Genomic DNA, 24,669 nt, shown 5'->3' with positions numbered 1-24,669 from the left:
CCTGTTGTGTCCCGCCGGTAGGGCACGAGAAGACCAAGCCGCGCAGTGACCGCCTGGGGAGATGACCATGACCATCGATCGACGCAGGGCCCTGGCCCTTTTCGGCCTGGGCGGCGTCGGCGCGGCGGGCCAGGCCATGGCCGCCTCGCCCAAGGGGCTGCACGCCGGACCGGCGACCTTCGAGCACGGCGTGGCCTCGGGCGATCCGTTGCAGGACCGGGTGATCCTGTGGACTCGGGTCACCGCGCCGGGCGCCAAGGCGCCGGTCGGCGTGCGCTGGGACGTGGCGACCGACGCGGCCTTCAAGACCATCGTCAAGCAGGGCCACGCCACCACCGACGCCGGGCGCGACCACACCGTCAAGGTCGACGTCGTCGGCCTGAAACCGGCCACGGACTATTTCTACCGCTTCCGCCAGTCCGTGAACGGCAAGCCGGTGGGCAAGCCGGTCACCGGCCGCACCCGCACCCTTCCGGTCGGTCCGACCCGGGACGTGGTCCTGGCGGTGGTGTCCTGCGCCCTCTATCCGGCCGGCCATTTCAACGCCTATGACGCCATCGCCAGGCTGCCGCGCGTCGACGCCGTGCTGCATCTGGGCGACTACATCTACGAATACGGCGCGGCGGCCGAGGACTACGGCATGGCCTCGCCGACCGCCAAGACCCGCGTCCCCGATCCGCCGCGCGAGATCCTCAGCCTGGCCGACTACCGCCGCCGCCACGCCCAGTACAAGACCGACCCCGCCCTGCGGGCGGCCCACGCCCGCGCGCCGTGGATCGTGGTCTGGGACGACCACGAGACCGCCGACAACAGCTGGATCGGCGGGGCCGAGAACCACCAGCCGGACAAGGAGGGCGACTGGGCCACCCGCAAGGCCGCGGCCCTGAAGGCCTATTACGAGTGGATGCCGATCCGCGAGGTCGCGCCCGGCGCCCTGCCGGAAGCCGCCTGGCGGCGCTTCCAGTTCGGCGACGTCGCCACCCTGATGATGACCGAGACCCGGCTGACGGCCCGCACCCACCAGCTGGACTACGGCCGCGACCTGCCGGTGAAGGACGGCAAGCCCGACGTCGCCGCCTTCCGCGCCAAGCTGGCCGACCCGATCCACCGGATGATGGGCGAGGGTCAGGAGCAGTGGCTGGCCCGCGAGATCGACGCCTCGGTCAAGGGCGGCGTGGCCTGGCAGGTGCTGGGCAACCAGGTGGTGATGGCGCGGGTCGCCAGTCCCGACCTCAAGGCGACGATGGGTCCCGAGGCCTACGACGCGATGCTGGCCAAGCTGCCGGCCTATGTCGCCAAGGCGGTCGAGCAGGGCCGGTCGCTGTCGGCGCTGGACGTTCCCGGCAACCTCGACGCCTGGGACGGCTATCCGGCCGACCGGGCGCGGGTCTACGACATCTTCAAGGCCGGCAAGGCCCGGCCGATCGTGCTGGCCGGCGACAGCCACGCCTTCTGGGCCAACGAGCTGTGGGACGACGCGGGGACCAGCCGCGTGGCGGCCGAGTTCGGCGTCACCTCGGTGACCTCGCCGGGCTACAGCGACTATCTGCCGGGCGCGCCCATCAGCGCGGCCTATGTCGCCCGCAACAAGGAAGTGAAGTTCACCGACCAGGGCGCCAAGGGCTTCCTGCTGCTGACCCTGGAGCGCGGCCGCGCCGTCGGCGAGCTGATGGCGGTGTCGACGATCCTGTCGCCAACCTACGAGACCAAGGTGCTCAAGCGGTTCGTGGTGACGCCCGGGGACGACGGCGGGGTCAAGGCGCTGGCGGAGGGTTAGCCTCAGCGCCGCCCCTACCGCCGCTCCAGCGCGATCCGCACCCCGAACGCCACGAACACCCCGCCGGTCACCCGGTCCAGCCACTTCACCACGCCCGGTCGCCGCAGCGCCCGGGCGATCGGGGCCGTCGCCAGGATCAGGCCGCCGGCCCAGACCAGTCCCATCACCACGTGCAGGGACGCCAGCAGCAGGCCGAAGGCCGCCGGGCTGGCGCCGGTCGGGATGAACTGCGGCAGGAACGACACGTAGAACACCCCGACCTTGGGGTTCAGCAGGTTGTTCCAGAAGCCCTTAGCCAGGGCCGCGCCAAGCCCGCCGACCGGCGGCGCCTCGCCGGCCCCGGTGTCGAAGCTGGCGCGCGGCCTGCGCAGTAGGTTGATCCCCAGCCAGACCAGATAGGCCGCCCCGGCCCACTTCAGCGCGGTGTAGGCGGCGTGCGAGGCGACCAGTAGCGCCCCGGCTCCGAACGCCGCCGCCGCGCCCCAGGCCAGGCAACCCAGGCCGATCCCCACCGCGACCGCCGTCGCCCGCCGCCAGCCTTCGGCGGCGGCCGTGCGCAGCACCAGGGCGGTGTCGAGGCCGGGCGTGATGGTCAGCAGGCCGGCGGCGACGCTGAAGGCGAGCAGGGCTTGGGCGGTGGTCATCGCGCGATCTCCACGAACTCTGCAAATCTCGTCGGCGCCGGCTTCATCCGACGCGTTCAGCCTGGCGCGATGAACAGAGCCCTACGCCTCGCGCTCCACCAAGGCGCCGTTCTCCCACACCCGGTAGAAGCACGAGCGGAAGCCCACATGGCAGGCGCCGCCGTCGCCTTGCGGACGGACCTTGATCAGCACGGCGTCCTGGTCGCAGTCGATGCGCAGCTCGGTGACGACCTGCAGCTGGCCGCTGGTCTCGCCCTTCTTCCAGAGGCTGTCGCGCGAGCGGCTGAAATAGTGGGCGATCCCGGTGTCGAGGGTCAGTTTCAGGGCCTCGTCGTTCATCCAGGCGAACATCAGAATCTCGCCGGTGTCGGCGTGCTGGGCGATGGCGGCGACCAGGCCGTTGGCGTCGAAGCGCGGGGCGATGGCGGCGCCGCGCTCCAGCGCGGTGGTGTCGGGGGCGGGGGGGAACAGGGACGAGGTCATGGGCGACATATGGCGCCGGAGACCCTGGTCGCGCTAGCCCGGCGATGGGCGGGCCGTTCGCGCCTCAACGGCTGGGCCCACGAGTTCCTGCTGTTCGGCCTCAAGCAGGCCTGGGCCTGCCTGTTCGGCGGGCTGATGCTGGCCCTGATTGTCGGGACGCATCTGTTCTGGCCCAAGGCCGCGGCGCTGGCCCGCTATGATTTCCTGGTGATCGCGGCGGTGGCGATCCAGGTCGGCCTGCTGGCCCTGAAGCTGGAGCGCTGGGACGAGGCCCTGGTGATCCTGGTCTTCCACGGGGTCGGCACGGTGATGGAGGTGTTCAAGACCGCCCACGGCTCGTGGATCTATCCCGAACCCAGCCTGCTGCGGATCGGCGGCGTGCCGCTGTTCTCGGGCTTCATGTACGCCTGCATCGGCAGCTACATCGCCCGCATCTGGCGGCTGCTGGACTTCCGCTTCGTCCGCTATCCGACGGTCTGGGCCCCCTGGGTCCTGGCGGTCCTGGCCTATCTGAACTTCTTCACCCACCACTACGGGCCGGATATCCGGATGGGCCTGTTCGCGGCCTCGGCGCTGCTGTTTGGCCGGACCTGGGTGGTGTTCACCCCCGACCGGACGCCGCGCCGCATGCCGCTGTTGCTGGGCTTCGTGCTGGTGGCGCTGTTCATCTGGCTGGCCGAGAACCTCGGCACCCTGGCCGGCGCCTGGGCCTATCCCAGCCAGAAGGACGGCTGGCGCATGGTGCCGATCGGCAAGCTGGGCGCGTGGTACCTGCTGATGCTGCTCAGTTACGTGTTGGTGACGGCGGTGCATAGGCCGAGGCGGGTTGGGCAAGCCAGGCCCTCCCCCTGTGGGGGAGGCGGCCCGGAGGGCCGGTGGGGGGAATGATTGGACAGTTCGGCAAACTCCCCCCACCGTCGGCTGCGCCGACACCTCCCCCACGGGGGGAGGACCTACGTCTTCGCCTTCCAGATCGGCGCGCCATCCCCCGGCAGGCCCAGCCGCGCCCACTTCTCGCTGACCGCGTCGATCACCGCCTGGTCCATGCGAATCTCCTCGCCCCACTCGCGGTGGGTCTCGGGCGGCAGCTTGTCGGTGGCGTCCAGGCCGATCTTCGACCCCAGGCCGCTCTCGGGCGAGGCGAAGTCGAGATAGTCGATGGGGGTGTTCTCGATCACCGTGATGTCCCGCGCCGGGTCCATCTTGGTGGAGATCGCCCACATCACGTCCTTCCAGTCGCGGGCGTTGATGTCGTGGTCCACGACGATCACCCACTTGGTGTACATGAACTGGCGCAGATAGCTCCAGACGCCCAGCATCACCCGCTTGGCGTGGCCCGGATAGGCCTTCTTCATCGACACCACGGCGATGCGGTAGCTGCAGCCCTCGGGCGGCAGCCAGAAGTCGACGATCTCCGGGAACTGCTGGCGGATCAGCGGGATGAACACCTCGTTCAGCGCCTCTCCGAGCACGGACGGCTCGTCCGGCGGCCGGCCGGTGAAGGTGGTCAGGTAGATCGGGTCCTTCCTCATGGTGATCGCCGTCACCTGGAAGACCGGGAATTTCTCGACGCTGTTGTAGTAGCCGGTGTGGTCGCCGTAAGGGCCCTCGTCGGCGTATTCGTCGAGCAGGACGTGGCCCTCGATGACGATCTCGGCGTGGGCCGGCACCATCAGCGGCACGGTCTTGGCGGGCACCAGGTCGACCTTGGCCCCGCGCAGCAGGCCGGCGAACTGGTATTCGCTGAGGGTGTCGGGCACGGGGGTCACGGCGGCCAGGATGGTGCCGGGGTCGGCGCCCAGCACGGCGCAGGCGGGCAGGGGCTCGCGGTTCCCGGCCTTCTTGTGGCGGGCATAGTGCTGGGCCCCGCCGCGATGGGCCAGCCAGCGCATGATGCAGCGGTCCTTGCCCAGCACCTGCATGCGGTAGATGCCCAGGTTGAAGTCGTCCTCGCGGTCCTTGCCCGGCCCCTTGGTGACGACCAGCGGCCAGGTGATCAGCGGGGCCGGCTCGCCCGGCCAGCAGGTCTGGACCGGCAGCCTGGTCAGGTCGATCTGGTCGCCGGTCAGCACCACCTCCTGCACGGGGGCCTTCTTCACCGTCCCCGGCCGCATGGCCATCACCGTCTTGGCCAGGGGCAGCATGTCCAGGGCGTCCTTCAGGCCCTTGGGCGGCGCGGGCTGGCGCAGGAAGGCCAGCAGCTCGCCGACCTCGCGCAGCTCGCCGGCCGTGGTGCGCGGCTCGCCGCCCAGGGTGACGCCCATGGCCACCCGCTTGACCGTGCCGAACAGGTTGGCCAGGGCCGGCATCGGCGAGCGCGACCCGTCGGGCAGGATGACGTTCTCGAACAGCACCGCTGGCCCGCCGGTGGCCAGCAGCCGGGTCTGGATCTCGGTCATCTCCAGCACGGTGGAGACCGGTTCGGTCACCCTGACCAGTTCGCCCTTCGCCTCGAGGACGTCGATGAATTCGCGCAAGCTGCGATAGGCCATGGGGCGCTCCTGAACGCGGCGGAACCTAGAGGCGCCCCCGTCCCCCGGCAAGGTCGCGCCGGAAAGCTTCGCCCTAGGCGCCGCCCGCTCGGCGTGATCTCTGGCCTGACGACATTCGAGGTTGCAACAAGATGACCGACGCCTTCCACGACGCCGCCCTCCCCGACTCCCGCGCCGTCCGTCGGGCGACGATCATCCGCCTGGCCACCGGCCTGGCCCAGGGCCTGCTGCTGTACGGCCTCTACCAGGCCGACAAGTCCAAGGTCTGGCCGGCCACCCAGCGCGAGCTGTACGCGGCCCTGCTGATGGTCTTCCTGTTCGCGCCGTTCGTGGTGCTGGCCGGCGTCTCGGCCCTGCGCTTCCGCACCCTGGCGGTCTGGAAGGGTGTGGCCGCGCTGGTCGCCGCCGGCCTCGGCGCTTATGGCGTCTGGAGCGGCGACCCCGCCGCCAAGGGCGTCAATGGCCTGGGACCGCTCACCGTCCTGGGCGTCGCCGCCCTGATCTTCATCGGCCACCACCTGGTCCAGCCGGCCGACATGGAGCGGCGGCGGATCGCCCGCTACGAGGCCTATTTCGACGTCACCTGGAAGCACGGGGTGCAGGCGGTGCTGTCGCTGGGCTTCACCGGGGCCTTCTGGTTGTTGCTGTTCCTGGCCGCGGCGCTGTTCAAGCTGATCGGCGTCGACGCCATCGAAAAGCTGATCCGGCACGAGTGGTTCATCTTCCCCGCCACCGCCGTGGTGTTCGCCGCCGCCGTGCAGCTGACCGACGTGCGGGCCAATCTGGTGCGCGGGGTTCGCACGGTCGTATTGACCCTGCTGGCCTGGCTGCTGCCGTTGATGGCCCTGATCGCCGCCGCCTTCCTGCTGACCCTGCCCTTCACCGGTCTCGAGCCCCTGTGGAAGACCAAGAGCGCCACGGCCATCCTGCTGGTCGCCGACGCCTTCCTGATCCTGCTGACCGACGCCGCCTACCAGGACGGGACCGAGACGACCGCCGTGGTGCTGAAGTGGGCGGCGCGGCTGGCGGGGGTGCTGCTGGTCCCGATCACCGTGCTGGCCGCCTATGGCCTGTCCTTGCGGATCGGCCAGTACGGCCTCAGCCCCGACCGGATCATCGCCGCCGCCTGCGTGCTGGTCGCGGCCGGCTACGCCGTGGGCTATGCGGTCGCCGCCGTGCGGCCGGGCGCGTGGATGCGGACCCTGGAGGCCACCAACATCGCCATGGCCTTCGTGGTCATCGCCGTGCTGCTGGCCCTGTGCACGCCGATCGCCGATCCGAGGCGACTGTCGGTGAACGATCAAGTCGCACGACTGGAGAAGGGCAAGGTGAGGGCCGAGGCGTTCGACTATCAGTTCTTGCGCTTCGACGCTGGCCGGTTCGGGCGGAACGCTCTTGATCGACTGAAGACGAGCTCCGATCCGAAAATTGTCCAGCGAGCCAAGGCTGTCGCCGTGCAAGCCGGACGAAACTACAGCCCGCCGCCGCGTCCCGCGTACAATCCTAGGATCGTCTTCCACCCCAAAGGCGCTCGTCCGCCTGAAGGGTTCCCCACAGCCGTGCCGCCTGAGTCGCGGTTTGGCGGATGTCTCTCCAGCGACGCCGTATGCGACGCAACCGTGCTCGACATGACCGGCGACGGGCGTCCCGAGGTGTTGATGACGAGCGGCTGGGAGATCGAGGTCTATGGCGCCGGCGCGGACGGCGCGTGGCTCAGGTTGGGCGGCTTTCAGCCGCCGTGCAGCGGCTTCGACTCCCGGGCGGCCATCCGCGACGGCAAGCTGAGCGCGGCTACACCGGCGGTTCAGGACCTGGTCTCGGCGAATGGGCCGATGCGCTTCGCGAAGGATCTCGCCGCCTGCCCATAGCGGCGTGAAGTCGCCACACGGCTGGGGACGCACGCATGCGTGCGTCCCCAGCCGTGTTACCCCACGCCCTCGCTGACCGCATTCAGCCGCGCATAGACCCCACCCGCCGCCTTCAGCTCCCCATGCCGGCCTTCCTCGACCACGCGGCCGTTCTGGAACACCAGGATGCGGTCGGCGCCGCGCACCGTCGACAGGCGGTGGGCGATGACGATGGTGGTGCGGCCGGCCATCAGCGCCTCGGCGGCTTCCTGCACCTGGCCCTCGGTCTCTACGTCCAGCGACGAGGTGGCCTCGTCCAGCACCAGGATCGGGGCGTCGGTCAGGAAGGCGCGGGCGATGGCCACACGCTGGCGCTCGCCGCCCGACAGCTTGATGCCGCGCTCGCCGACCAGGGTGTCGTAGCCCTGGGGCAGCTTGAGGATGAAGTCGTGGGCGCGGGCCTTCCTGGCCGCCGCCTCGATCTCCTCCAGCGTGGCGTCCGGTCGGCCATAGGCGATGTTGTCGCGCAGGGAGCGGTGGAACAGGGCCGGGTCCTGCGGCACCACGGCGATGGCGCGGCGCAGGCTGCCCTGGGTCACGCCGGCCACGTCCTGGCCGTCGATGACGATCCGCCCGCCTTGCAGGTCGTGCAGGCGCTGGACCAGCTTGACGAAGGTCGATTTGCCCGAGCCGGTCGGCCCGACCAGCGCCACCCGCTCGCCCGGCGCGATGGTCAGCGAGAAGTGGTCGTACAGCGGCGCGCCGGCCGCCTTGTAGCGGAAGGTGACGTCCTCGAAGGCGATCCTGCCGTGACCTTCCCGGCCCGTATGGGGCCGGAAATCGGGCGCGCCCGGCGCGTCGGCGATCTGCGGCGCCAGGTGCTCCCAGGCGGCCAGGTCCTCGGTGTCGTCCAGGCCCTTCTGCAGCATGCGGATGTTCTCGCCCATGTTGCGCAGATAGCCGCTCATCAGCATGAAGGCGGTGATGGCGAAGGCCACGTCGCCGGGCGTCGCCTGGCCCTGGCTCCAGGCATGGATCATCGCCGCCGTCAGTCCGCCTTGCAGCACCACCAGCAGCAGGTTCTGGCCCAGCCAGACATTGGTGAACTTGTGCCAGGTGACCATCACCGCCTCGCGCCAGGCGGCGGTGACCTGCGCCACGCGCACGCTCTCGCGAGCCTCGGCCCCGAAGCTCTTGACGGTCGGGTTGGAGGTCACGGCGTCGGCCAGGCTGGCGCCGATCTTCGAATCCAGGGCGTTGGACCTCAAGTTGGCCGGGCGGACGTAGCGGGTGGTGACCACCACGTTGACGGTGACATAGGCGGCGACCACCACCAGGGCCACGACCCCGGCCAGGGGCTGGCGCAGCAGCAGCATCACCGACAGCCCGACCAGCACGATCAGGCTGGGGGCCAGCCAGATGGTCACCGCGTCGGTGACGCTGTCATAGCCCCACATCGCCCGGGTCAGCTTGCGCACCGTGGCGCCGGCGAAGCTGTCGGCGTGCCAGTCGGACGAGAAGGCCTGGACGCGGGCGTAGCCCTCGTTGGTCATCTCCTCCATGTTGCGGGCGGCCAGCGGGATCCAGAACCGCATGGCCAGGTTGCGGATCAGCGAGAAGCCCAGATAGACGCCGACGAACCACGCCCAGGCCGTCCAGGCCGAGGGCAGGGCGGCGGGCCCGCGCGACACGGTGTCGATCAGCTTGCCCGAGGCCCAGGGCAGGGCCAGGTCGAAGCCGATGGCCAGCAAGGTCAGGCCGACGCCGGCCACGAACAGCCCTTTGCGGCGCAGCCAGAAGCGCGCGATGAAGCCCAGCACGCGAGCATTGCTCAGGGCGCGGCGGCGGCCGGTGTCGTCCTCGTCTTCGAATTCGTCGCTCATGGTGAGGGGTAGATAGGCGCTTAGCGCTTGTTTTTCGACCCGCCAAACGGACGCCACCGCAAGTACCAGCGGATCGCCGGCCCGATGACGGGCGTGCGCAGCAGCGGCCGCACGGCGTGGGGCCGGGTCTTCAGGAAGCACAGCACCGCGCCGATCCAGAACACCGTGGTCGGCAGGCCGGGCGTGACGACGCCCACCGCGCCGATCGCCAGCAACCCGCCGCCCAGGCCGTCCAGCGTCCAGCGCACCGGGCGGGACAGGGGCTTGCGGGGCGGGCGGGGGGCGTCGGTCATTGGAGGTGAATGTGGGGGATCGTGTGAGGGTTCGCCAGCTTTGAAGATTCACCAAAGTCTTCTCCCTCCCCCTCGTGGGGAGGGTGGCCCCGAAGGGGTCGGGTGGGGTTTGATGACTCAAGGCGGCGGTGAAGCCCCACCCACCAGCTTCGCTGGTCCCCCTCCCCACAAGGGGGAGGGAGAAGACCTTGCCTCATCAAGCGAACCGCAGGTGGCTCGACGTCCGACCCCGCAGCCCCGCCTTGATCCGCGGCCCGAACTTCGTGCCCGAGGTCAGGCGCTCGACCATGCCGAGGTCGCCGGCCCGGCCGAAGGCCCGCGCCGCGGCGGTCCACAGGGCGGTGGTCACCGGGTGGGGCGCGACGACGCCGGCGGTCAGGCCCAGGGCCAGCAGGGCCCAGGCTTCGACGCGGTCGATGACCTTGGCGGGCGCGCCGAAAGGGGTGATCAGGGTGTTCCGGGCCATCTGTCGCCTCCGTCATTTCGATGGCGTCACCCTGATCGTCGCGGCGCGATCAATCCAATTGATCGTTTTTCGGAACGAGATCGGAAAACTCTATGTGGGCGAACCTCGCCTCGGCCATGTCAGGCGGCGCGCGACAGCCAGCCGCCGAACCGCGCGGCGGCGATCAGGTAGTTCAGGCCAAACAGCCCCAGCCAGATGGCGCCCGACACCCCCAGGGCCAAGACAGGATCTTGCCCGATCACCCCGGCGACGAGGCCGGCCGCCAGGCTGAGGCCCGTCGCGATGGCGAGCATTCGGCGCGTGCTGTTGCGGTAGATCAGCCAGGCCTCGTCCCGCCGACGGACGATGCGGATTTCGCCCCGCTCGTAGGGGTCCAGGATGTTCCATCGGTTGCTCGCCTTGACGAGGCTCATCCGGAAGATGACGACGCCGTCGCGGATCGCAGACCATGTGGCGCCGGTCGCGTCGAGCCGGTCCTGGACCCCTTTCAGGACCTGATCATCGTTTCGAGCGCTTTGGAGACGCACCCGACCGTCGACCGAAAAAGGAAACATCGACGCCTCGCCCCCGTGAGCCCCGTGACCGTTCCTAGCGCCGCGCGACCTGATCGCCAATCGCCAGCCGTTGCGCGAGGCGGGATCGCGGGGCTAAGCCATGGACCATGAGTTCGCCAGACACCGCCATCCTGCCCGACGCCGCCGCCGGCAACTGGGTCGACCGCCATGCGCCGCCGCCTCTACGGCCCTGGCTGAAGCTGGGCCGGTTCGACCGGCCGGCGGGGATCTGGCTGCTGATGCTGCCCGGCTGGCAGGGCATCGCTCTGGCGGCGGCCGGCAAGGGCCAGTGGCCCAACCCGTGGCTGCTGATCGCCTTCTTCGTCGGCGCGGCCCTGATGCGGGCGGCCGGCTGCGCCTTCAACGACATCGTCGACCGCGACTTCGACGCCCAGGTCAGCCGCACGGCCATGCGGCCGATTCCGGCTGGGCTGATCAGCGTCCGGCAGGCCTGGGGCTTCGTGGTCGGCTGCTGCCTGGTCAGCCTCTGCATCCTGCTGACCCTGGGCTGGCTGGCGGTGGGCCTGGGCGTGCTGTCGCTGGGCCTGGTGGCGGCCTATCCGTTCATGAAGCGCATCACCTGGTGGCCGCAGGCCTGGCTGGGCCTGACCTTCAACTGGGGGGCGCTGCTGGGCTACGCCGCCGCCACCCACACCCTGGCCTGGCCGGCCGTGCTGCTCTACGCCTCCGGCATCTTCTGGACCCTGGGCTACGACACGATCTACGCTGTGCAGGACTTGGAGGACGACGCCCTGGCCGGGGTGAAGTCGTCGGCCCGTCGGCTGGGCGAGGCCGCGCCGCGCGGCGTGCTGGCCTTCTATGTCGCCTGTTTCGCGCTGGTGGTCGCCGCGGCCTGGGCCGGGAACCTCGGACCGCTGTTCCTGCCGCTGGCGGGGCTGCTGGCCCTCCATCTGTCGCGCCAGGCCGCGGCCCTGCGGCTGGACGACCCGGCTGGGGCCCTGGCCCTGTTCAAGTCCAACACCCATGCGGGGTTCGTGCTGTTCCTGGCCCTGGTGGCGGGGATGTGGAAGCCGGCGGGGTTCTAGAGACCGCCGCCGTCAAATCTCAGAACGGCCCGTTGCGATAGACCCGCTCCAGGCTCCGCTCCAGGTCGCCCAGCCGGCGGTCATACGACCGGTTGAGGCAGGCGCGCTGGGCCCCGCAGCCCCGGCGGTCGCGCAGCCACTGGCGCTGCTGGTCCTCCAGGGCGCCGCGACCGCCCATGGCCAGGGTCTTGCGGTTGATGTCGTAGAGCACCGCCATCCGCACGTCCTTGTCGTTCAGCGCCAGGTTCGCGCAGATCGCCTTCTCGTCGGGGGCGCGGGCCCGGTCGCAGTCGAAGCTGGCGGCGCTAGCGGAACCGGCGACGAGGGCCAGCGCCAGGGTGGTCAGAAGCATTTTCATGGGTCTCTCCAGACGGTTACGCCGCGTCATCCTGTAAGCCTGATGCTGAATGTGGCATGATTGTCCCATGGCCGTAGCATCCCGCGTCAAACCCTCGGAGCTGTTCACGCCCGCCGAATGGGCCCCGCTTTCGGCGCGTTCGCGCTGGATCGGGCTGGCCCTGGTCGCCCATGCCTGGGCGGTGATCATCGCGGCCGGCGCCCTGTTCGTGATCTGGCCCAACCCGCTGACCTATCTGCTGGCGGTGATGCTGATCGGGGCGCGCCAGCTGGGCCTGGCCATCCTGATGCACGAGGCGGCCCATGGCGGGCTGCACCCCGACCTCAAGGTCAACGACGGGGTGGGCGAGTGGCTATGCGCGGCCCCGACCGGGGCGTCCCTGGCCAAGTACCGGCCCTACCACCTGACCCATCACAAGTTCGCCCAGCAGGCCGAGGACCCGGACCTGGTGCTGTCGGCCCCGTTCCCGACCACCCGGGCCTCGCTGCGCCGCAAGATCATCCGCGACCTGACCGGCCAGACCTTCTTCAAGCAGCGGTTCGGGCCGCTGCTGGGCAAGCTGAAGGGAGACCAGCCGAAAGGCGCGATCTTCAGTGGCGAGGTCGCGCGGCAGAAGCCGTTCCTGCTGTGGAACCTGGGTCTGCTGGTCGTGCTCAGCGCGGCCGGTCTGTGGTGGGCCTGGCTGGCCCTGTGGATCGTGCCGATGGCGACCTGGTTCCCGCTGGTCACCCGCCTGCGCAACATCGCCGAGCACGCCCTGGTGGCCAAGGACGAGCCCGACCCGTTCCGCCACGCCCGCACCACCCGCGCCAACTGGATCGAGCGCGCCCTGATCGCGCCCTACCACGTCAACTTCCACGCCGAGCATCACCTGTTCATGCACATGCCGTGCTGGAACCTGCCCAAGGCGCACCGGCTGCTGGTGCAGAAGGGCCTGACCGGGACCATGCTGACCGCGCCCGGCTATCTGTCGGTGCTGAAGGCGGCGTCGAGCCGGGTTCCGGCCTAAGGTCTCGCGTCGAAACGGCCGCGATGCTCTAAGGCGGCGCATGATCGAAGCCACCCTCGCCGGCCGCCGCGTCTTCATCCTCGAGAACACCCGGCTTCAGGCTCCGCCGCACACGCCCGAACTGCGGCTGCACCTCGCCGACGAGATCACCCCGATCTGGAAGCTGACCGAGGAGGCCCTGGCCGAGATCGGCCTGCCGCCGCCGTTCTGGGCCTTCGCCTGGGCCGGCGGCCAGGCCCTGGCGCGCTACATCCTCGACAATCCCGGGATGGTGGCGGGGAAACGGGTGATCGACTTCGCCAGCGGTTCGGGGCTGGTGGCGATCGCGGCCATGAAGGCGGGCGCGGCCAGCGTGCTGGCGGCCGACATCGACGTGTTCTGCGAGGCGGCGATCGGCGTCAACGCGGCGGCCAACGGGGTCGAGGTCGCGTTCACCGAGGTCAACCTGCTGGACGCCCCGCCGCCGGCTGCCGACGTGCTGCTGGCCGGCGACATCTGCTACGAGCGCCCGATGGCCGAGGCCGTGATGGCCTGGCTGGCCCAGGGCCGGGCGGCGGGCGCGACGGTACTGATCGGCGACCCGGGCCGCACCTATTTTCCCAAGGACGGCCTGGCCAAGCTGGCCGAGTACCAGGTGCCGACCACCCGCGAGCTTGAGGACATGGCGGTCAAGCGCACCAGCGTCTGGACTCTGCCCTAGTCGCGAACTAGAACAATAAGGGAACAACTGAAAGGCTCGGCCATGCGCGAAGACGGCAAGATCGACTATATCGAATGGTCCGCTGGCGATCTTTCGGCCACCAAGGCCTTCTACGGCCAGGCCTTCGGCTGGACCTTCACCGACTATGGCCCCGACTACGCGGCCTTCGAGGGGCAGGGCGCGGACGGCGGCTTCTTCCACGACCCGGCGGACGTCCCGGCCAAGCCGCTGGTGGTGCTCTACGCCCACGACCTGGAGACCATGCTGGCCAAGGTGACGGCGGCGGGCGCGGCGATCACCAAGCCGATCTTCGCCTTCCCCGGCGGGCGGCGCTTCCAGTTCACCGACCCGTCCGGCAACGAGCTGGCGGTGTGGAGCGAGGGCGCGGCGCCGGAATAGGCGCGCGCGAAAAACCGTCACGAAAAATCGATAAATCCGTCTCCTGACGATTTGCGAGGCGACGAACGGTGGGCGAGGCGGCGCAAGACAGGACCTGCGGCGACTGCGGCATGTGCTGCAAGCTGATGGGCGTGAAGGCCATCGACAAGGCGCCGCATGTCTGGTGCGGCCATTTCCGCAAGGGCGCGGGCTGCGGGATCTATGCCGAGCGGCCTCGGGCCTGCGCCGATTTCTCCTGCTACTGGCTGCGCGCGCCCAACCTGGACGACCGCTGGCGGCCCGACCGGGCGCGGTTCGTCCTGCACCGCGAGAACGACGGCCAGGCCCTGGTGGTCGAGGTCGATCCGGCCTCGCCCGACGCTTGGCGGCGCGCGCCGTTCTACGACACCTTCAAGGCCTGGGCGGCGCGCGGCGCGCCCAAGGGCCTGACGCTCAACGTGCTGGTCGGACAGCGGGGCTACGAGATCCTGCCTGACCGCGACGTCGACTACGGCCTGGTGCGCGAGATCCCGGCATGACCGACACCACCGTTTCGAAGGCCTGCGGCGACTGCGGCATGTGCTGCAAGGTCCTGCACATCAGCGAGCTGGACAAGCCAGCCGGCGCCTAGTGCGGCAAGTTCCGCAAGGGCTCGGGCTGCGGCGACTATGACGGCCGGCCCAGCGCCTGCCGGGGCTTCCATTGCATGTGGCTGACCTCGGAAAAGCTGGACGACGCCTGGCGGCCCAATCGGGCGGGCTTCCTGATGTACGCCGACCGCGACGGCAAGCGGCTTAACGTGGTGGTCGATCCGGGCAAGCCGGCGTCGTGGACGCGCGAACCCTACTATTCGCGGCTCAAGGCGATGTCGCAACGGGCCCATGACGGCTACGAGCTGCTGATCTGCATCGGCGACCGCCGGGTGGTGATGTTCCCCACCGAGGACGTCGACCTGGGCGTGCTCAATCCCGACCACAAGCTGGTCAGCGGCTATGTCGACCGCGACGGTGCGCGGGTTCCGTTCGCCATGGTGCTGAGCGACGTGGAGTAGAGGTCAGCGGCAGGTCCGGGGACACACACTCGCGGCAAGTTCTTGGTTCACATGGCGAAAGCGGTGGGGCGAGTGTGTGTCCCCAGTCTATCCTCGGCGCTCAGAACCGAGGCCGGAAATCCCTGGGCGCCCACCCGAAATCCCGCCGGGCCGGCGCGTCGTCGAAGGTCAGGTCCTGGGCCATGCGGTCGCCCATGGTCGCCGTGGCCCCGGGATAGAACGGCCGGGCCAGGGTCAGCAGCAGGCGGAACAGCCACGGCGGCAGGCTGAGGATCGCCGGCCGGCGGCCCAGGCCCTCGAACACCCGCTGGGCCATCACCCGGTAGGTCAGGGTCTCGCCGCCGGTCAGGTCGTAGGCCTTGTCGTGGGCGGCCGGGGCCGCGGCGGCGGCCAGGGCGCCGATCGCCAGGTCCTCGGCATGGACCGGCTGGCGCAGGCCCTCGCCGCGTCCCGACAGCGGCAGGATCTTGAAGCGCTGGATCAGGCTGGCCAGGCGGCTGACATTGCCGTCGCGGCCCTCGACATAGATCAGGGTGGGGCGAAGGATCGTCCAGGCCACGCCGCGCTCGGCGCAGAACGCCTCGACCTTGGCCTCGGCGTCGGCCAGGGCCTTGGCGACGCCGCGCTCGGCGGCGTCGGGCGAATTCTGCTTGGTGAAGCGGCTGGTCGAGGAGAACGCCACCAGCCGCGTCATGCCGGCGGCCTTCAGGGCCGGCAGGGCCTGGGGCAGCAGCCAGATCGGCGACAGCGAGAACACCGTGGCGACGGGCGGCAGTTCGTCGGCCAGATCGGGATCGGCCAGGTCGGCGTCCACCCAGCAGACGTCGTCGCTGGGCGGCTGGCGGCTGAGCGCCATCGGCTCGATCCCGGCGGCGTTCAGGCGAGCCAGCAGGAAGTCGCCGATCAGGCTGGTGGCCCCCAACACCAGGACCGGTGACGCCAAGCTCGATGGGGCCAGCTCTTTGGGGGAGGGGGTGTTTTCAGCGTCCATCTTCTCCCTATAGTCGTCGCGGGCGGGACAGCCCATGGATCTTTGACCCCCCGGGATCTGCGATCATGACCTTCGACGAGGTGCGCGCCTTCGCGTTCAGCCTGCCCGGCGTCGCCGACGGCACGTCCTATGGCTATGACTGCCTCAAGGCGCACGGCAAGTTCCTGACCCGGCTCAAGGAGGACGGCGACACCCTGGTCTGTCCGGGCGTCGGCCTGGACGAGCGCGAGATGCTGATCGAGGCCGAGCCCGAGACCTTCTACGTCACCGACCACTACCGCAATTATCCCTATGTGCTGGTCCGCCTGTCGCGCGTCCATCCCGGCACGGTGGAACGCCTGCTGGAGCGCCGCTGGCGCGAAGTGACGCCGAAGAAGGCGTTGAAGGCCCATGACGCGATGAAAGGTTCTGGATCATGAAGACCTGGCGAGCTTGCGCGGCCCTGATCGTCTGGGGCGGCGTCATCCTGCAGCTTTGGCTGATGATCCACGGCAAGGCGGGGCCGGAGCTGGGCCAGGCGGTGGTGCGGTTTTTCAGCTTCTTCACGATCCTCAGCAACCTGGCGGTCGCGGTGTTGCTGGGCGCGTCGGTCCTGGCGCCGGCGACACCGCTGGGCCGGTGGGCGGCGCGGGCCGGAACCCGGGTGGCGGTCTCGGTCTATATCGCCGTGACGGCGGCGATCTATCACACCCTGCTGGCCGGGCTCTGGAACCCGCAGGGCGCGCAACTGGTCGCCGACACCCTGCTGCACAGCGTGACCCCGGCGCTGTACCTGCTGGACTTCCTGATCGCGCCGCCGCGCGAGGCGGCGCGGTGGTCCACGGCCTGGAAGGCGCTGGTCTTCCCCGCCCTGTACGGCGCCTGGTCGCTGCTGCACGGCGCGTTCAGCGGCTTCTATCCCTATCCGTTCCTCGACGTGGCCAAGCACGGCTACGGCGCGGTGCTGGTCACCATGCTGGCGATGGGCGCCGGGTTCTACGTCGTGACCCTGGCCCTCACCGGCCTGCAGCACCTGCAATCGCGGCTGGCGCCCCCGGCGCGGCGTCCTATATCCGCCTGAGCCTTTCCGGAGCCCCGCCATGCCGCATTCCATTCCCGACATCCGCTCGGGCGACGTCGCCATGCCGGTCATCGGCCTGGGCACCTGGCAGCTGGAGGACGGCAGCGCCCAGCCGCTGGTCGAGCGGGCCCTGGAACTGGGCTATCGCCACATCGACACCGCCCAGATCTACGGCAACGAACAGGACGTCGGCGCGGCCCTGGCGGCCACCGGCGTGTCGCGCGCCGAGATTTTCCTGACCACCAAGGTATGGGTCGAGCATTTCGCGCATGGCGATCTGCAGCGGTCGGTCGACGAGAGTCTTCGCAAGCTGAGGGTCCCGCAGGTCGACCTGCTGCTGCTGCACTGGCCCAAGCCCAGGCCGGCCCTGGTCGAGACCATGGCCGCCCTGAACGACGTGCGCGACCGCGGCCTGACCCGGGCCATCGGCCTGTCCAACTTCCCCTCGGGCCTGATGGCCAAGGCCCAGGCGGCGTCGGAGGCGCCCATCGCCACCAACCAGGTCGAGTACCACCCCTACCTGTCGCAGAAGACCCTGATCGCCAAGGCGCGGGCGATCGGCGCCTCGATCACCGCCTGGTCGCCCCTGGCCCAGGGCAAGGTCGCCGGCGATCCCGTGTTGATCGAGATCGGCGAGGCGCACGGCAAGACGCCGGGCCAGGTGACGTTGCGCTGGCAGGTTCAGCAGGGCGTGGTGACCATCCCGCGCACCAAGAATCCGACCCGACTGGCCGAGAACTTCGACATCTTCGACTTCGCGCTGTCGGATGGCGAGATGGCGCGAATCTCCGCGTTGGCGCGGCCGGACGGACGGCTGGGAGACTGGCTGGACAAGGCGTTCGAGTGGGACGTGGAGTGAGGCGGGGGACTTGCCCCCACCTGACCGCTTCGCGGTCTGTCCGCCCCCATAGGGGGCGGAGCCTCGCGCTCTAAACTCTTCCCCCTATGGGGGAGGAGGGCCGCAGGCCCGGAGGGGGCAAGTGATCACCCCGCCTACTTCGCCAGCCGCCCATCCTCGATCGCCGCCGGCTCGAACGGGAAGATCACCTCCGGATCGGGCTTCTCCACCCCCTTCAGCGCCTTCTTCGACCCGGCCGCGTGCAGCAGCCAGCGCAGGATGTTCAACCGCGCGGCCTTCTTGTGGTTGGCCCGCACGCAGATCCACGGCGCGGGGGTCGAGTGGGTGCGGATCAGCATCTCGTCGCGGGCCTTGGAGTAGTCGTCCCACTTGGCCTGGGCCACGGCGTCCAGGTCGCTGACCTTGAAGGCCTTCAGCGGATCCTTGCGGCGGGCCTCCAGGCGCACGGCCTGTTCCTCGCGGTCGATGTCCAGCCACAGCTTGGTCAGCCGCGTGCCGTTCTGCACCAGCATCAGCTCGAAGGCCGGCACGTCGCGCAGGAACTGCTCCTGCTGCTCCGGCGTCGAGAAGCCCATCACCCGCTCGACCCCGGCGCGGTTGTACCAGGAGCGGTTGAAGACCACGGCCTCGCCGGCGGCCGGCAGTTCCTTCACATAGCGCTGGAAGTACCACTCGCTCCGTTCGCGTTCGGAGGGCGCGGGCAGGGCGATGACGCGGGTGGCGCGGCGGTGGGCGTGCTCGACCACCCGGGCGATGGCCCCGTCCTTGCCAGCCGAGTCCCGGCCCTCGAACAGGGTCAGGGTTTTCCAACCCTCCTTGATCGCCTGTCGCTGCAGGGTGATCAGGGCCAGCTGCAGGTCGCGCAGCTCTTCGTCATAGTCGCGGGACTTGGTCATGGGGGGAGCCTACCCCCGGAACATGCAGTTGCGCTAGAAGGGCGTCATGATCCGTCTTTTCGTCCCCCATCCCCTCAAGGCCGGCGCCGGCGTCGCGCCCAGTATCGACCAGTCGCGCTACCTGACCGCCGTCATGCGGCTGTCGGTCGGCGACGAGATCCTGGTGTTCAACGGCCAGGACGGCGAGTGGCGCGCCAGCCTGACCGAGGCCGGCAAGCGCGGCTGCCTGCTGCGCGCCGAGGAACAGACCCGCCCGCAGGACCACGCGCCCGACCTCGACCTGGTGGTGGCCATGGTCAAGCGCGGCCGGGTCGAGACCATCGTCGAGAAGGCCGCCGAACTGGGCGCGCGCCGCGTGCGCCTGACCCAGACCCGGCGCACCAATGTCGACTTCCTCAAGCTGGGCCGGCTGGACGCCATCGCCATCGAGGCCGCCGAGCAGACCGGTCGCCTCGACGTGCCGGTGATCGACGACCCGCAGAAGCTGGACAAGATCCTCGACACTTGGGATCCGGCCCGTCGCCTGGTCTTCTGCGACGAGGGCGGCGACGCCAGGCCGATGATCGAGGCGGTGACCGGCACGGGGGCGCCGGCCGCCATCCTGATCGGTCCGGAAGGCGGCTTCGCGCCGGAGGAGCGCGAGCGGCTGCGCAGCCTGCCCTTCGTCATCCCGGTCTCGCTGGGCCCGCGCATCCTGCGGGCCGACACCGCCGCCATCGCGGCCATGACCTTGTGGCAGGCGGCGGCGGGGGACTGGCGGTAGGGCGGACGCGATCCGGAGTCCGGTCAACCGACGTTCAGAGTTCCTCGCCCACGTCGATGCGGTTGCCGTCCGGGTCCGCGAAGACGAAGGCGCGCTGGCCATAGTCCTTGTCTTGCAGGGACTTGATGATCCGCACGCCGGCCGCCTGGCAGACCGCGTAAAGGGCCGCCACGTCGTCCACGTACATGTGCAGGACGTTGATCGTCGTCGCGCGATGCTCGCGGGCCTGGCTGAGATGGATCTCGGCGGCGTCCTTCTCGAGGATCATGAACCCGACGGGGTTGCCGTTCTCGAACGTCTTCCGGAAGCCGAGAACCCCGGAATAGAAGGCGTAGGCGGCCTGGATGTCGCGCACGACGACGCCGGGGGCGGCGCGACCGAAGGTGATGTGCTGAGTGGCGTGGGGCATCACGTGAACCGTTGAGGGTCGGGCAGGGGCGGCGGTGCGCGTGCCGGGCTGAGGAGCGGTGTCCCAGGGTTGAGCTTCGCACGGCAAGTCCGTCGGGAAAAGACCTTGGTCCGATCGACCTGACGCCAAAATTCGGCTTGGAGGCCGCGAGCGGAACCTCGACTGTTGCGAAAGGCTGGGCGCGCCCCTTGAGGTTCGCTAAGAAAACGCCCAACTGCGCAGCACGGCATTTCGCGGGCGGGTCGGAGGGAAAATCCCCTCTCTTCTGGATGCGTGTTTTGGGAGGGAAGGCCGATGGCCGAAGCCATGAGCCAGGAGCGTCCGCTGACGCTGGACGATCTGACCGCCTATTTCGCCGAGGGCTCCAAGCCCAAGGCGCAGTTCCGGGTCGGGGCCGAGCATGAGAAGTTCGGCTTCTACCTGGGCACGAACCGGCCCGTTCCCTACGAGGGGCCCAGCGGCGTGCACGCCCTGCTGACCGGCCTGCAGCGCTTCGGCTGGAAGCCGGTGATGGAAGGCCCGACGATCATCGGGCTGGAGCGTAACGGCGCCAATGTCAGCCTGGAGCCCGGCGGCCAGTTCGAGCTCAGCGGCGCGCCGCTGCTGACCATGCACGACATCTGCGAGGAGACCGGCCAGCACCTGGACGAGGTCAAGACCGTCGCCGACGAACTGGGCCTGGGGTTCCTGGGCCTGGGCTTCTCGCCGCTCTGGCGGCGTGACGAGGTTCCGGTGATGCCCAAGGGCCGCTATGTCATCATGCGCAACTACATGCCCAAGGTCGGGAACCTGGGCCTGGACATGATGCTGCGCACCTGCACCGTGCAGGCCAATCTCGACTTCTCGTCCGAAGCCGACATGGTCGCCAAGTTCCGCATGAGCCTGGCCCTGCAGCCGATCGTCACCGCCCTGTTCGCCAATTCGCCGTTCACCGAGGGCAAGCCCAACGGCTTCCTGTCGGCCCGGGCCAACGTCTGGAACGACACCGACCCCGACCGCACGGGCCTGCTGGACTTCGTGTTCGAGGACGGCTTCGACTTCGAACGCTACGCCCGCTACGCCCTGGACGTGCCGATGTATTTCGCCAAGCGCGGCGACCGCTACATCGACCTGGCCGGCCGCAGCTTCCGCGACTTCATCGACGGCAAGATTCCCGAACTGCCGGGCGAGTACGCCTCGATCAAGGACTGGGCCGACCACACCACGACCCTGTTCCCCGAGGTGCGGCTGAAGACCTATCTGGAGATGCGTGGGGCCGACGCCGGGCCGTGGAGCCGTCTCTGCGCCCTGCCGGCCCTGTGGACCGGGGTGTTCTACGACGACGCCGCCCTGGCCGCGGCCTGGGACCTCTGCAAGGACTGGACGGCGGAGGATCGCGCCGGCCTGCGCCGCGACGTGCCGAAGCTGGGCCTCAAGGCCAAGGTGGCCGGCCGCACGGCCCAGGAGGTGGCCAAGGACTTCGTGGCCGTCGCCAAGCAGGGCCTCAAGGCCCGCGCCCACCTCAACGGCGGTTTCCTGGACGAGTCGATCTATCTGGGCGAGCTGGAAGAGATCGCCGACAGCGGGATCACCCCCGCCGAACGCCTGCTGGCGCTTTATAACGGCGCCTGGAAGGGCGACATCAACCGGGTGTTCGAGGACTTCGCCTACTAGGGGCGCAAGCGCCTGCGTTCACGCATTGGTCCCGGATCGGCGCGCTGCGGGCTGGTCCGGGATGACGGCCGTGGTGGGCGTGAGAGCGTCAGAAGAAGATGGCGCGCGCCGCCGCGATGATGCCGGCCCAGGCCACCAGGCTGGCGGCGACGGCCACCAGGCGTCCCCAGGCCACGGGCGGCAAGCTGCGTCCGGGCGCTGTGGGCCGCGCCGCGGCGCGGGCGTGGGGATCGTAGCCTACATAGGCCATGGCGTTTCCTCCGGCGCCCCTCTGGGGAGGCTTCGCGCTCAAGCGCTGCCGTTATGGAGCGCCTGAAACGCTAACGAACATTTACGAACCTCATAGGCGAACGCGGCTCATATGGCGCCGGTTCCCCGATAGGGTCGGTCAATGAGCCCCGGCTCGTCGTCCCGGATGGCGTCGCCTTCCCAGGCCTCGTCGTCGGGCATGTCGACATTGGGCGGCCAGTGCTCGGCCTGGCTGGCGCCCGAACCGCTGTCGGTGTGGCGGACCACGTCGTTGACATCCAGCGCCCGGGTCTCGGCCGGCGTCAGTCCGGCGCGCTTGAACTCGACGTAGTCGGGATGGAAGGCCAGGCGGCCGGTGATCTGGCTGACGCCCAGCGGCGGGGCCTCATGGGACCAGGCGGCGTCCTCGATGATCTGCCGGTCGCGCACCAGGGTGTAGTAGGTCGCCGGGCCCTTGTACGGGTCCTGGGTGACCGTGCCGGACTTGCGCAGGAAGTCCATCGCCACGTCGGCGCGCGGGAAATAGCGGACCGGCGCGAGGTTCGCCTCGCGCAGCAGCAGCACGTCGCCACTGTCGGCCAGCTCGTGGCCCTCGAACAGCACCTCCACCCGTCCCGGCTCGCGCGAGCACGTGATCGGATGATCCTGACCTGGCGTCGTCATGCTGGTTTCTCCCGTATCGTGATGACGGTCTTGAAGAAACGCGCGGAGCCCCCGTGGGGCTCCAAGGCGGCAAGCCATTGCTTGTGAAACGCCGACTCCCGTGATCTTCTCCCCGCCGAATGGGGAGGGCGAGGGCGAAACGACCAGATCGACGCCAGCGCCGCTTGAAGATCTCAAGGTTCGTGAATGAATATCGTTGTCGCCGTGGGGATCCTGGTCACGCTCGTGACTGGCGTGCCCGTGCTTATCCAGCTTTTGCGCGGCCACCCGCGCGGCCTGATCATCTGCTTCCTGGCCGAGATGTGGGAGCGGTTTTCCTACTACGGCATGCGCGGCCTGCTGATCTTCTACCTCACCCAGCACTTCCTGTTTGATTCGAAGACCGCCGGCGGCCACTACGGCTCCTACACCTCGCTGGTCTATATCGTGCCGCTGCTCGGCGGCTTCCTGGCCGACCGCTATCTGGGCACCCGCAAGGCCGTGGCCTTCGGGGCCATCCTGCTGGTGGCCGGCCACCTGACCATGGCGGTCGAGGGCCGTCCGGCGACCCAAACCCTGGCCTATGCCGGCCAGACCTACGAATTCCAGGTCCACGGCCGCGGCGAGGAACGCGTCGCCAAGATCCTGGTCGCCGACAAGCCCTACGAGGTGTCGGCCAACGACAAGGGCGACTTCGAGATCAAGAACCTGCCGGCCCAGTCGGCGATCCCCGGCGTGCTGCCCAAGGGCAGCTACGAACTGGGCGTCAAGGACCGCGACCCGCTCTATCTCAACATCTTCTGGCTGGCCCTGGCGCTGATCATCGTCGGGGTGGGCTTCATGAAGGCCAATGTCGCCACCCTGGTGGGCCAGCTCTATCCGCAGGGCGACCCGCGCCGCGACCCCGGCTTCACGCTCTACTACTACGGCATCAATCTCGGCTCGTTCTGGGCGGCGATCCTCTGCGGCCTGCTGGGCGTCAATGTCGGCTGGAACGCCGGTTTCGGCATGGCGGGCATCGGCATGCTGGCCGGCTTCATCGTCTTCGTGCTGGGCAAGCCCTGGCTGCTGGGCAAGGGCGAGCCGCCCGAGCCCAAGCGGCTCAAGGCGCCGGTGGTCGGCCCGGTCAACCGCGAGGGCCTGATCTATCTCTCGTCGCTGGGCGTCGTCGGCCTGGTGTTCTTCCTGGTGCAGTACACCCCGGTGGTCAGCGCCACCCTGATCGCCGGCATGTTCGGCTCGCTGGGCTACATCCTGTGGTTCGCGTTCGTGAAGTGCCAGAAGGTCGAGCGCGAGCGGCTGCTGCTGGCCGTGGTGCTGGTGCTGGGCGCGGTGGTGTTCTGGACCCTGTTCGAGCAGGCCGGCTCCTCGCTGAACCTGTTCGCGGCCACCAACGTCAACCTGCAACTGCTGTCCAAGCCCGTGACCTGGTTCAACGGCGCGGTGATCCTGGGCGCGCCCGAGCAACTGGCGGCGGCGGGGATCGACCCCAAGAGCGGCTTCTGGGTCAACACCTCGTTCAACGCCGCCCAGACCCAGGCGATCAACGCCGGCTGGATCCTGATCTTCGCCCCGGTGTTCGCCGCGATGTGGACCTTCCTGGGCTTCCGCGGCCGCAATCCGGGCCCGATGGTCAAGTTCGGCCTGTCGCTGATCCAGGTCGGCGCCGGCTTCCTGATCCTGCTGATCGGGGCGAACTTCGCCGACGGGGCGTTCCGCATGCCGCTGATCTTCCTGATCGTCATGTACATGCTGCACACCTCGGGCGAGATGTTCATGTCGCCGGTCGGCCTGTCGCAGATGACCAAGCTGTCGCCGCTGTCGATCGTCTCGTTCGTGATGGCGGTCTGGTACATGGCCCTGGCCATGGCCAACCTGTTCGGCGGCTGGATCGCCGGCATCGCCTCCACCGAGACCATCGGCGGCCAGGTGCTGGACCCGGCCGCGGCCATGGCCCAGTCGCTGCTGGTGTTCAAGATCATCGGCCTGATCTCGATCGGGATCGGCGTGCTGTTCCTGGCCCTGTCGCCGGTCCTCAAGAAGTGGTCGCACGGCTCGGACGACACCAATCCGGAGCCGGTCGCCGAGCCGGCCTCGATCGCCCCCTGAAGGAAAGGCCCCGGAGCGATCCGGGGCCTTTTTCGTGGGCGTCCGCCGCGCGCTGCG

At 69.3% G+C, this 24,669-nt stretch carries 28 protein-coding genes; 15 read left to right on the top strand and 13 right to left on the bottom strand.

Going from position 1 to position 24,669, the window contains the following annotated elements; genetic code table 11:
• Window positions 1-67 precede the first annotated feature (67 nt).
• Window positions 68-1,777, top strand: a complete 1,710-nt coding sequence (locus PMI01_RS11730; RefSeq protein WP_007668441.1) for an alkaline phosphatase D family protein — start codon at window positions 68-70, stop codon at window positions 1,775-1,777.
• 14 nt (window positions 1,778-1,791) lie between these two features.
• On the opposite strand, the gene PMI01_RS11725 is transcribed toward PMI01_RS11730, so the two are convergent.
• Both PMI01_RS11725 and hisI read right to left on the bottom strand, forming a co-directional pair.
• Window positions 1,792-2,421: a LysE family translocator gene (locus PMI01_RS11725; protein WP_007668440.1), complete on the bottom strand. Its 630-nt coding sequence runs from the start codon at window positions 2,419-2,421 to the stop codon at window positions 1,792-1,794.
• Window positions 2,422-2,502: 81 nt separating this feature from the next.
• The gene (gene hisI / locus PMI01_RS11720; protein ID WP_035035917.1) at window positions 2,503-2,904 is read right to left on the bottom strand and encodes a phosphoribosyl-AMP cyclohydrolase; all 402 of its coding nucleotides are present in this window, start codon (window positions 2,902-2,904) and stop codon (window positions 2,503-2,505) included.
• A gap of 9 nt (window positions 2,905-2,913) precedes the next feature.
• On the opposite strand from hisI, the gene PMI01_RS11715 reads away from it, so the two are divergent.
• On the top strand, window positions 2,914-3,792 hold the full coding sequence (locus PMI01_RS11715) for a DUF817 domain-containing protein (RefSeq protein ID WP_007668438.1): 879 nt from the start codon (window positions 2,914-2,916) through the stop codon (window positions 3,790-3,792).
• A gap of 65 nt (window positions 3,793-3,857) precedes the next feature.
• Here the strand turns inward: PMI01_RS11715 and PMI01_RS11710 are convergent, their stop codons facing one another.
• The gene (locus PMI01_RS11710; protein ID WP_007668437.1) at window positions 3,858-5,396 is read right to left on the bottom strand and encodes a UbiD family decarboxylase; all 1,539 of its coding nucleotides are present in this window, start codon (window positions 5,394-5,396) and stop codon (window positions 3,858-3,860) included.
• Between the two features lie 131 nt (window positions 5,397-5,527).
• Here PMI01_RS11710 and PMI01_RS11705 point away from each other — a divergent pair, with 131 nt between their 5' ends.
• The gene (locus PMI01_RS11705) at window positions 5,528-7,264 is read left to right on the top strand and encodes a DUF4153 domain-containing protein (RefSeq protein WP_007668436.1); all 1,737 of its coding nucleotides are present in this window, start codon (window positions 5,528-5,530) and stop codon (window positions 7,262-7,264) included.
• 56 nt (window positions 7,265-7,320) lie between these two features.
• On the opposite strand, the gene PMI01_RS11700 is transcribed toward PMI01_RS11705, so the two are convergent.
• The 4 genes from PMI01_RS11700 to PMI01_RS11685 form a co-directional block, all read right to left on the bottom strand.
• The gene (locus tag PMI01_RS11700) at window positions 7,321-9,126 is read right to left on the bottom strand and encodes an ABC transporter ATP-binding protein (protein ID WP_007668435.1); all 1,806 of its coding nucleotides are present in this window, start codon (window positions 9,124-9,126) and stop codon (window positions 7,321-7,323) included.
• A 20-nt stretch (window positions 9,127-9,146) separates the two neighbouring features.
• Complete coding sequence (locus PMI01_RS11695; protein ID WP_007668429.1) at window positions 9,147-9,419, bottom strand: DUF454 family protein; 273 nt, start codon at window positions 9,417-9,419, stop codon at window positions 9,147-9,149.
• 196 nt (window positions 9,420-9,615) lie between these two features.
• Window positions 9,616-9,885 carry a hypothetical protein gene (locus PMI01_RS11690; RefSeq protein WP_007668427.1) on the bottom strand — a complete coding sequence of 90 codons (270 nt, stop codon included), beginning with the start codon at window positions 9,883-9,885 and terminating at the stop codon, window positions 9,616-9,618.
• 119 nt (window positions 9,886-10,004) lie between these two features.
• Entirely contained in the window at window positions 10,005-10,298 is a 294-nt protein-coding gene (locus PMI01_RS11685) for a hypothetical protein (protein WP_157223763.1), read from the bottom strand.
• Between the two features lie 248 nt (window positions 10,299-10,546).
• On the opposite strand from PMI01_RS11685, the gene ubiA reads away from it, so the two are divergent.
• On the top strand, window positions 10,547-11,485 hold the full coding sequence (gene ubiA, locus PMI01_RS11680) for a 4-hydroxybenzoate octaprenyltransferase (protein WP_007668424.1): 939 nt from the start codon (window positions 10,547-10,549) through the stop codon (window positions 11,483-11,485).
• Window positions 11,486-11,504: 19 nt separating this feature from the next.
• On the opposite strand, the gene PMI01_RS11675 is transcribed toward ubiA, so the two are convergent.
• The gene (locus PMI01_RS11675) at window positions 11,505-11,843 is read right to left on the bottom strand and encodes a lysozyme inhibitor LprI family protein (RefSeq protein ID WP_007668421.1); all 339 of its coding nucleotides are present in this window, start codon (window positions 11,841-11,843) and stop codon (window positions 11,505-11,507) included.
• Between the two features lie 67 nt (window positions 11,844-11,910).
• Between PMI01_RS11675 and PMI01_RS11670 the strand changes: the two genes are divergently transcribed.
• From PMI01_RS11670 to PMI01_RS11650, 5 genes are all read left to right on the top strand, one after another.
• Window positions 11,911-12,852, top strand: a complete 942-nt coding sequence (locus PMI01_RS11670; RefSeq protein ID WP_007668419.1) for a fatty acid desaturase family protein — start codon at window positions 11,911-11,913, stop codon at window positions 12,850-12,852.
• Window positions 12,853-12,892: 40 nt separating this feature from the next.
• Window positions 12,893-13,552, top strand: coding sequence for a class I SAM-dependent methyltransferase (locus tag PMI01_RS11665; RefSeq protein WP_007668413.1), 660 nt, complete (start codon window positions 12,893-12,895; stop codon window positions 13,550-13,552).
• A gap of 42 nt (window positions 13,553-13,594) precedes the next feature.
• Window positions 13,595-13,951 carry a VOC family protein gene (locus PMI01_RS11660; RefSeq protein WP_007668408.1) on the top strand — a complete coding sequence of 119 codons (357 nt, stop codon included), beginning with the start codon at window positions 13,595-13,597 and terminating at the stop codon, window positions 13,949-13,951.
• Window positions 13,952-14,019: 68 nt separating this feature from the next.
• Complete coding sequence (locus tag PMI01_RS11655; protein WP_007668406.1) at window positions 14,020-14,469, top strand: hypothetical protein; 450 nt, start codon at window positions 14,020-14,022, stop codon at window positions 14,467-14,469.
• Between the two features lie 167 nt (window positions 14,470-14,636).
• The gene (locus tag PMI01_RS11650; protein ID WP_007668402.1) at window positions 14,637-14,981 is read left to right on the top strand and encodes a hypothetical protein; all 345 of its coding nucleotides are present in this window, start codon (window positions 14,637-14,639) and stop codon (window positions 14,979-14,981) included.
• 100 nt (window positions 14,982-15,081) lie between these two features.
• Here PMI01_RS11650 and PMI01_RS11645 read toward each other — a convergent pair whose 3' ends face one another.
• Window positions 15,082-15,972, bottom strand: coding sequence for an NAD-dependent epimerase/dehydratase family protein (locus PMI01_RS11645; RefSeq protein WP_035035914.1), 891 nt, complete (start codon window positions 15,970-15,972; stop codon window positions 15,082-15,084).
• Between the two features lie 65 nt (window positions 15,973-16,037).
• On the opposite strand from PMI01_RS11645, the gene PMI01_RS11640 reads away from it, so the two are divergent.
• From PMI01_RS11640 to PMI01_RS11630, 3 genes are read left to right on the top strand one after another with little or no spacing between them, the layout of a single operon-like run.
• Entirely contained in the window at window positions 16,038-16,391 is a 354-nt protein-coding gene (locus tag PMI01_RS11640) for an MmcQ/YjbR family DNA-binding protein (RefSeq protein WP_007668391.1), read from the top strand.
• Window positions 16,388-17,032, top strand: a complete 645-nt coding sequence (locus PMI01_RS11635; RefSeq protein WP_007668388.1) for a Pr6Pr family membrane protein — start codon at window positions 16,388-16,390, stop codon at window positions 17,030-17,032. The genes PMI01_RS11640 and PMI01_RS11635 overlap by 4 nt, the downstream gene beginning before the upstream one ends.
• 19 nt (window positions 17,033-17,051) lie before the next feature.
• Window positions 17,052-17,891: an aldo/keto reductase gene (locus PMI01_RS11630; RefSeq protein ID WP_007668385.1), complete on the top strand. Its 840-nt coding sequence runs from the start codon at window positions 17,052-17,054 to the stop codon at window positions 17,889-17,891.
• A 134-nt stretch (window positions 17,892-18,025) separates the two neighbouring features.
• On the opposite strand, the gene ppk2 is transcribed toward PMI01_RS11630, so the two are convergent.
• Window positions 18,026-18,787, bottom strand: coding sequence for a polyphosphate kinase 2 (ppk2, locus tag PMI01_RS11625; RefSeq protein WP_007668383.1), 762 nt, complete (start codon window positions 18,785-18,787; stop codon window positions 18,026-18,028).
• A gap of 46 nt (window positions 18,788-18,833) precedes the next feature.
• Between ppk2 and PMI01_RS11620 the strand changes: the two genes are divergently transcribed.
• The gene (locus PMI01_RS11620; RefSeq protein WP_007668381.1) at window positions 18,834-19,550 is read left to right on the top strand and encodes a 16S rRNA (uracil(1498)-N(3))-methyltransferase; all 717 of its coding nucleotides are present in this window, start codon (window positions 18,834-18,836) and stop codon (window positions 19,548-19,550) included.
• A 34-nt stretch (window positions 19,551-19,584) separates the two neighbouring features.
• Here the strand turns inward: PMI01_RS11620 and PMI01_RS11615 are convergent, their stop codons facing one another.
• Window positions 19,585-19,959 (bottom strand): VOC family protein, encoded by a 375-nt coding sequence (locus PMI01_RS11615; protein WP_007668379.1) that lies wholly within the window; start codon window positions 19,957-19,959, stop codon window positions 19,585-19,587.
• 294 nt (window positions 19,960-20,253) lie between these two features.
• On the opposite strand from PMI01_RS11615, the gene PMI01_RS11610 reads away from it, so the two are divergent.
• The gene (locus PMI01_RS11610) at window positions 20,254-21,612 is read left to right on the top strand and encodes a glutamate--cysteine ligase (protein ID WP_007668376.1); all 1,359 of its coding nucleotides are present in this window, start codon (window positions 20,254-20,256) and stop codon (window positions 21,610-21,612) included.
• 88 nt (window positions 21,613-21,700) lie between these two features.
• Here the strand turns inward: PMI01_RS11610 and PMI01_RS27470 are convergent, their stop codons facing one another.
• Entirely contained in the window at window positions 21,701-21,862 is a 162-nt protein-coding gene (locus tag PMI01_RS27470; RefSeq protein WP_007668374.1) for a hypothetical protein, read from the bottom strand.
• Between the two features lie 107 nt (window positions 21,863-21,969).
• Window positions 21,970-22,524, bottom strand: coding sequence for a DUF427 domain-containing protein (locus PMI01_RS11605; protein ID WP_007668371.1), 555 nt, complete (start codon window positions 22,522-22,524; stop codon window positions 21,970-21,972).
• Between the two features lie 186 nt (window positions 22,525-22,710).
• Between PMI01_RS11605 and PMI01_RS11600 the strand changes: the two genes are divergently transcribed.
• Window positions 22,711-24,612: a peptide MFS transporter gene (locus tag PMI01_RS11600; RefSeq protein WP_007668369.1), complete on the top strand. Its 1,902-nt coding sequence runs from the start codon at window positions 22,711-22,713 to the stop codon at window positions 24,610-24,612.
• Window positions 24,613-24,669 lie beyond the last annotated feature (57 nt).

This window comes from Caulobacter sp. AP07 (assembly GCF_000281955.1).
Taxonomy (GTDB): domain Bacteria; phylum Pseudomonadota; class Alphaproteobacteria; order Caulobacterales; family Caulobacteraceae; genus Caulobacter.
The sequence above is the reverse complement of the archived record's forward strand: the minus strand, read 5'-3'. Positions and strand labels throughout refer to the sequence as shown.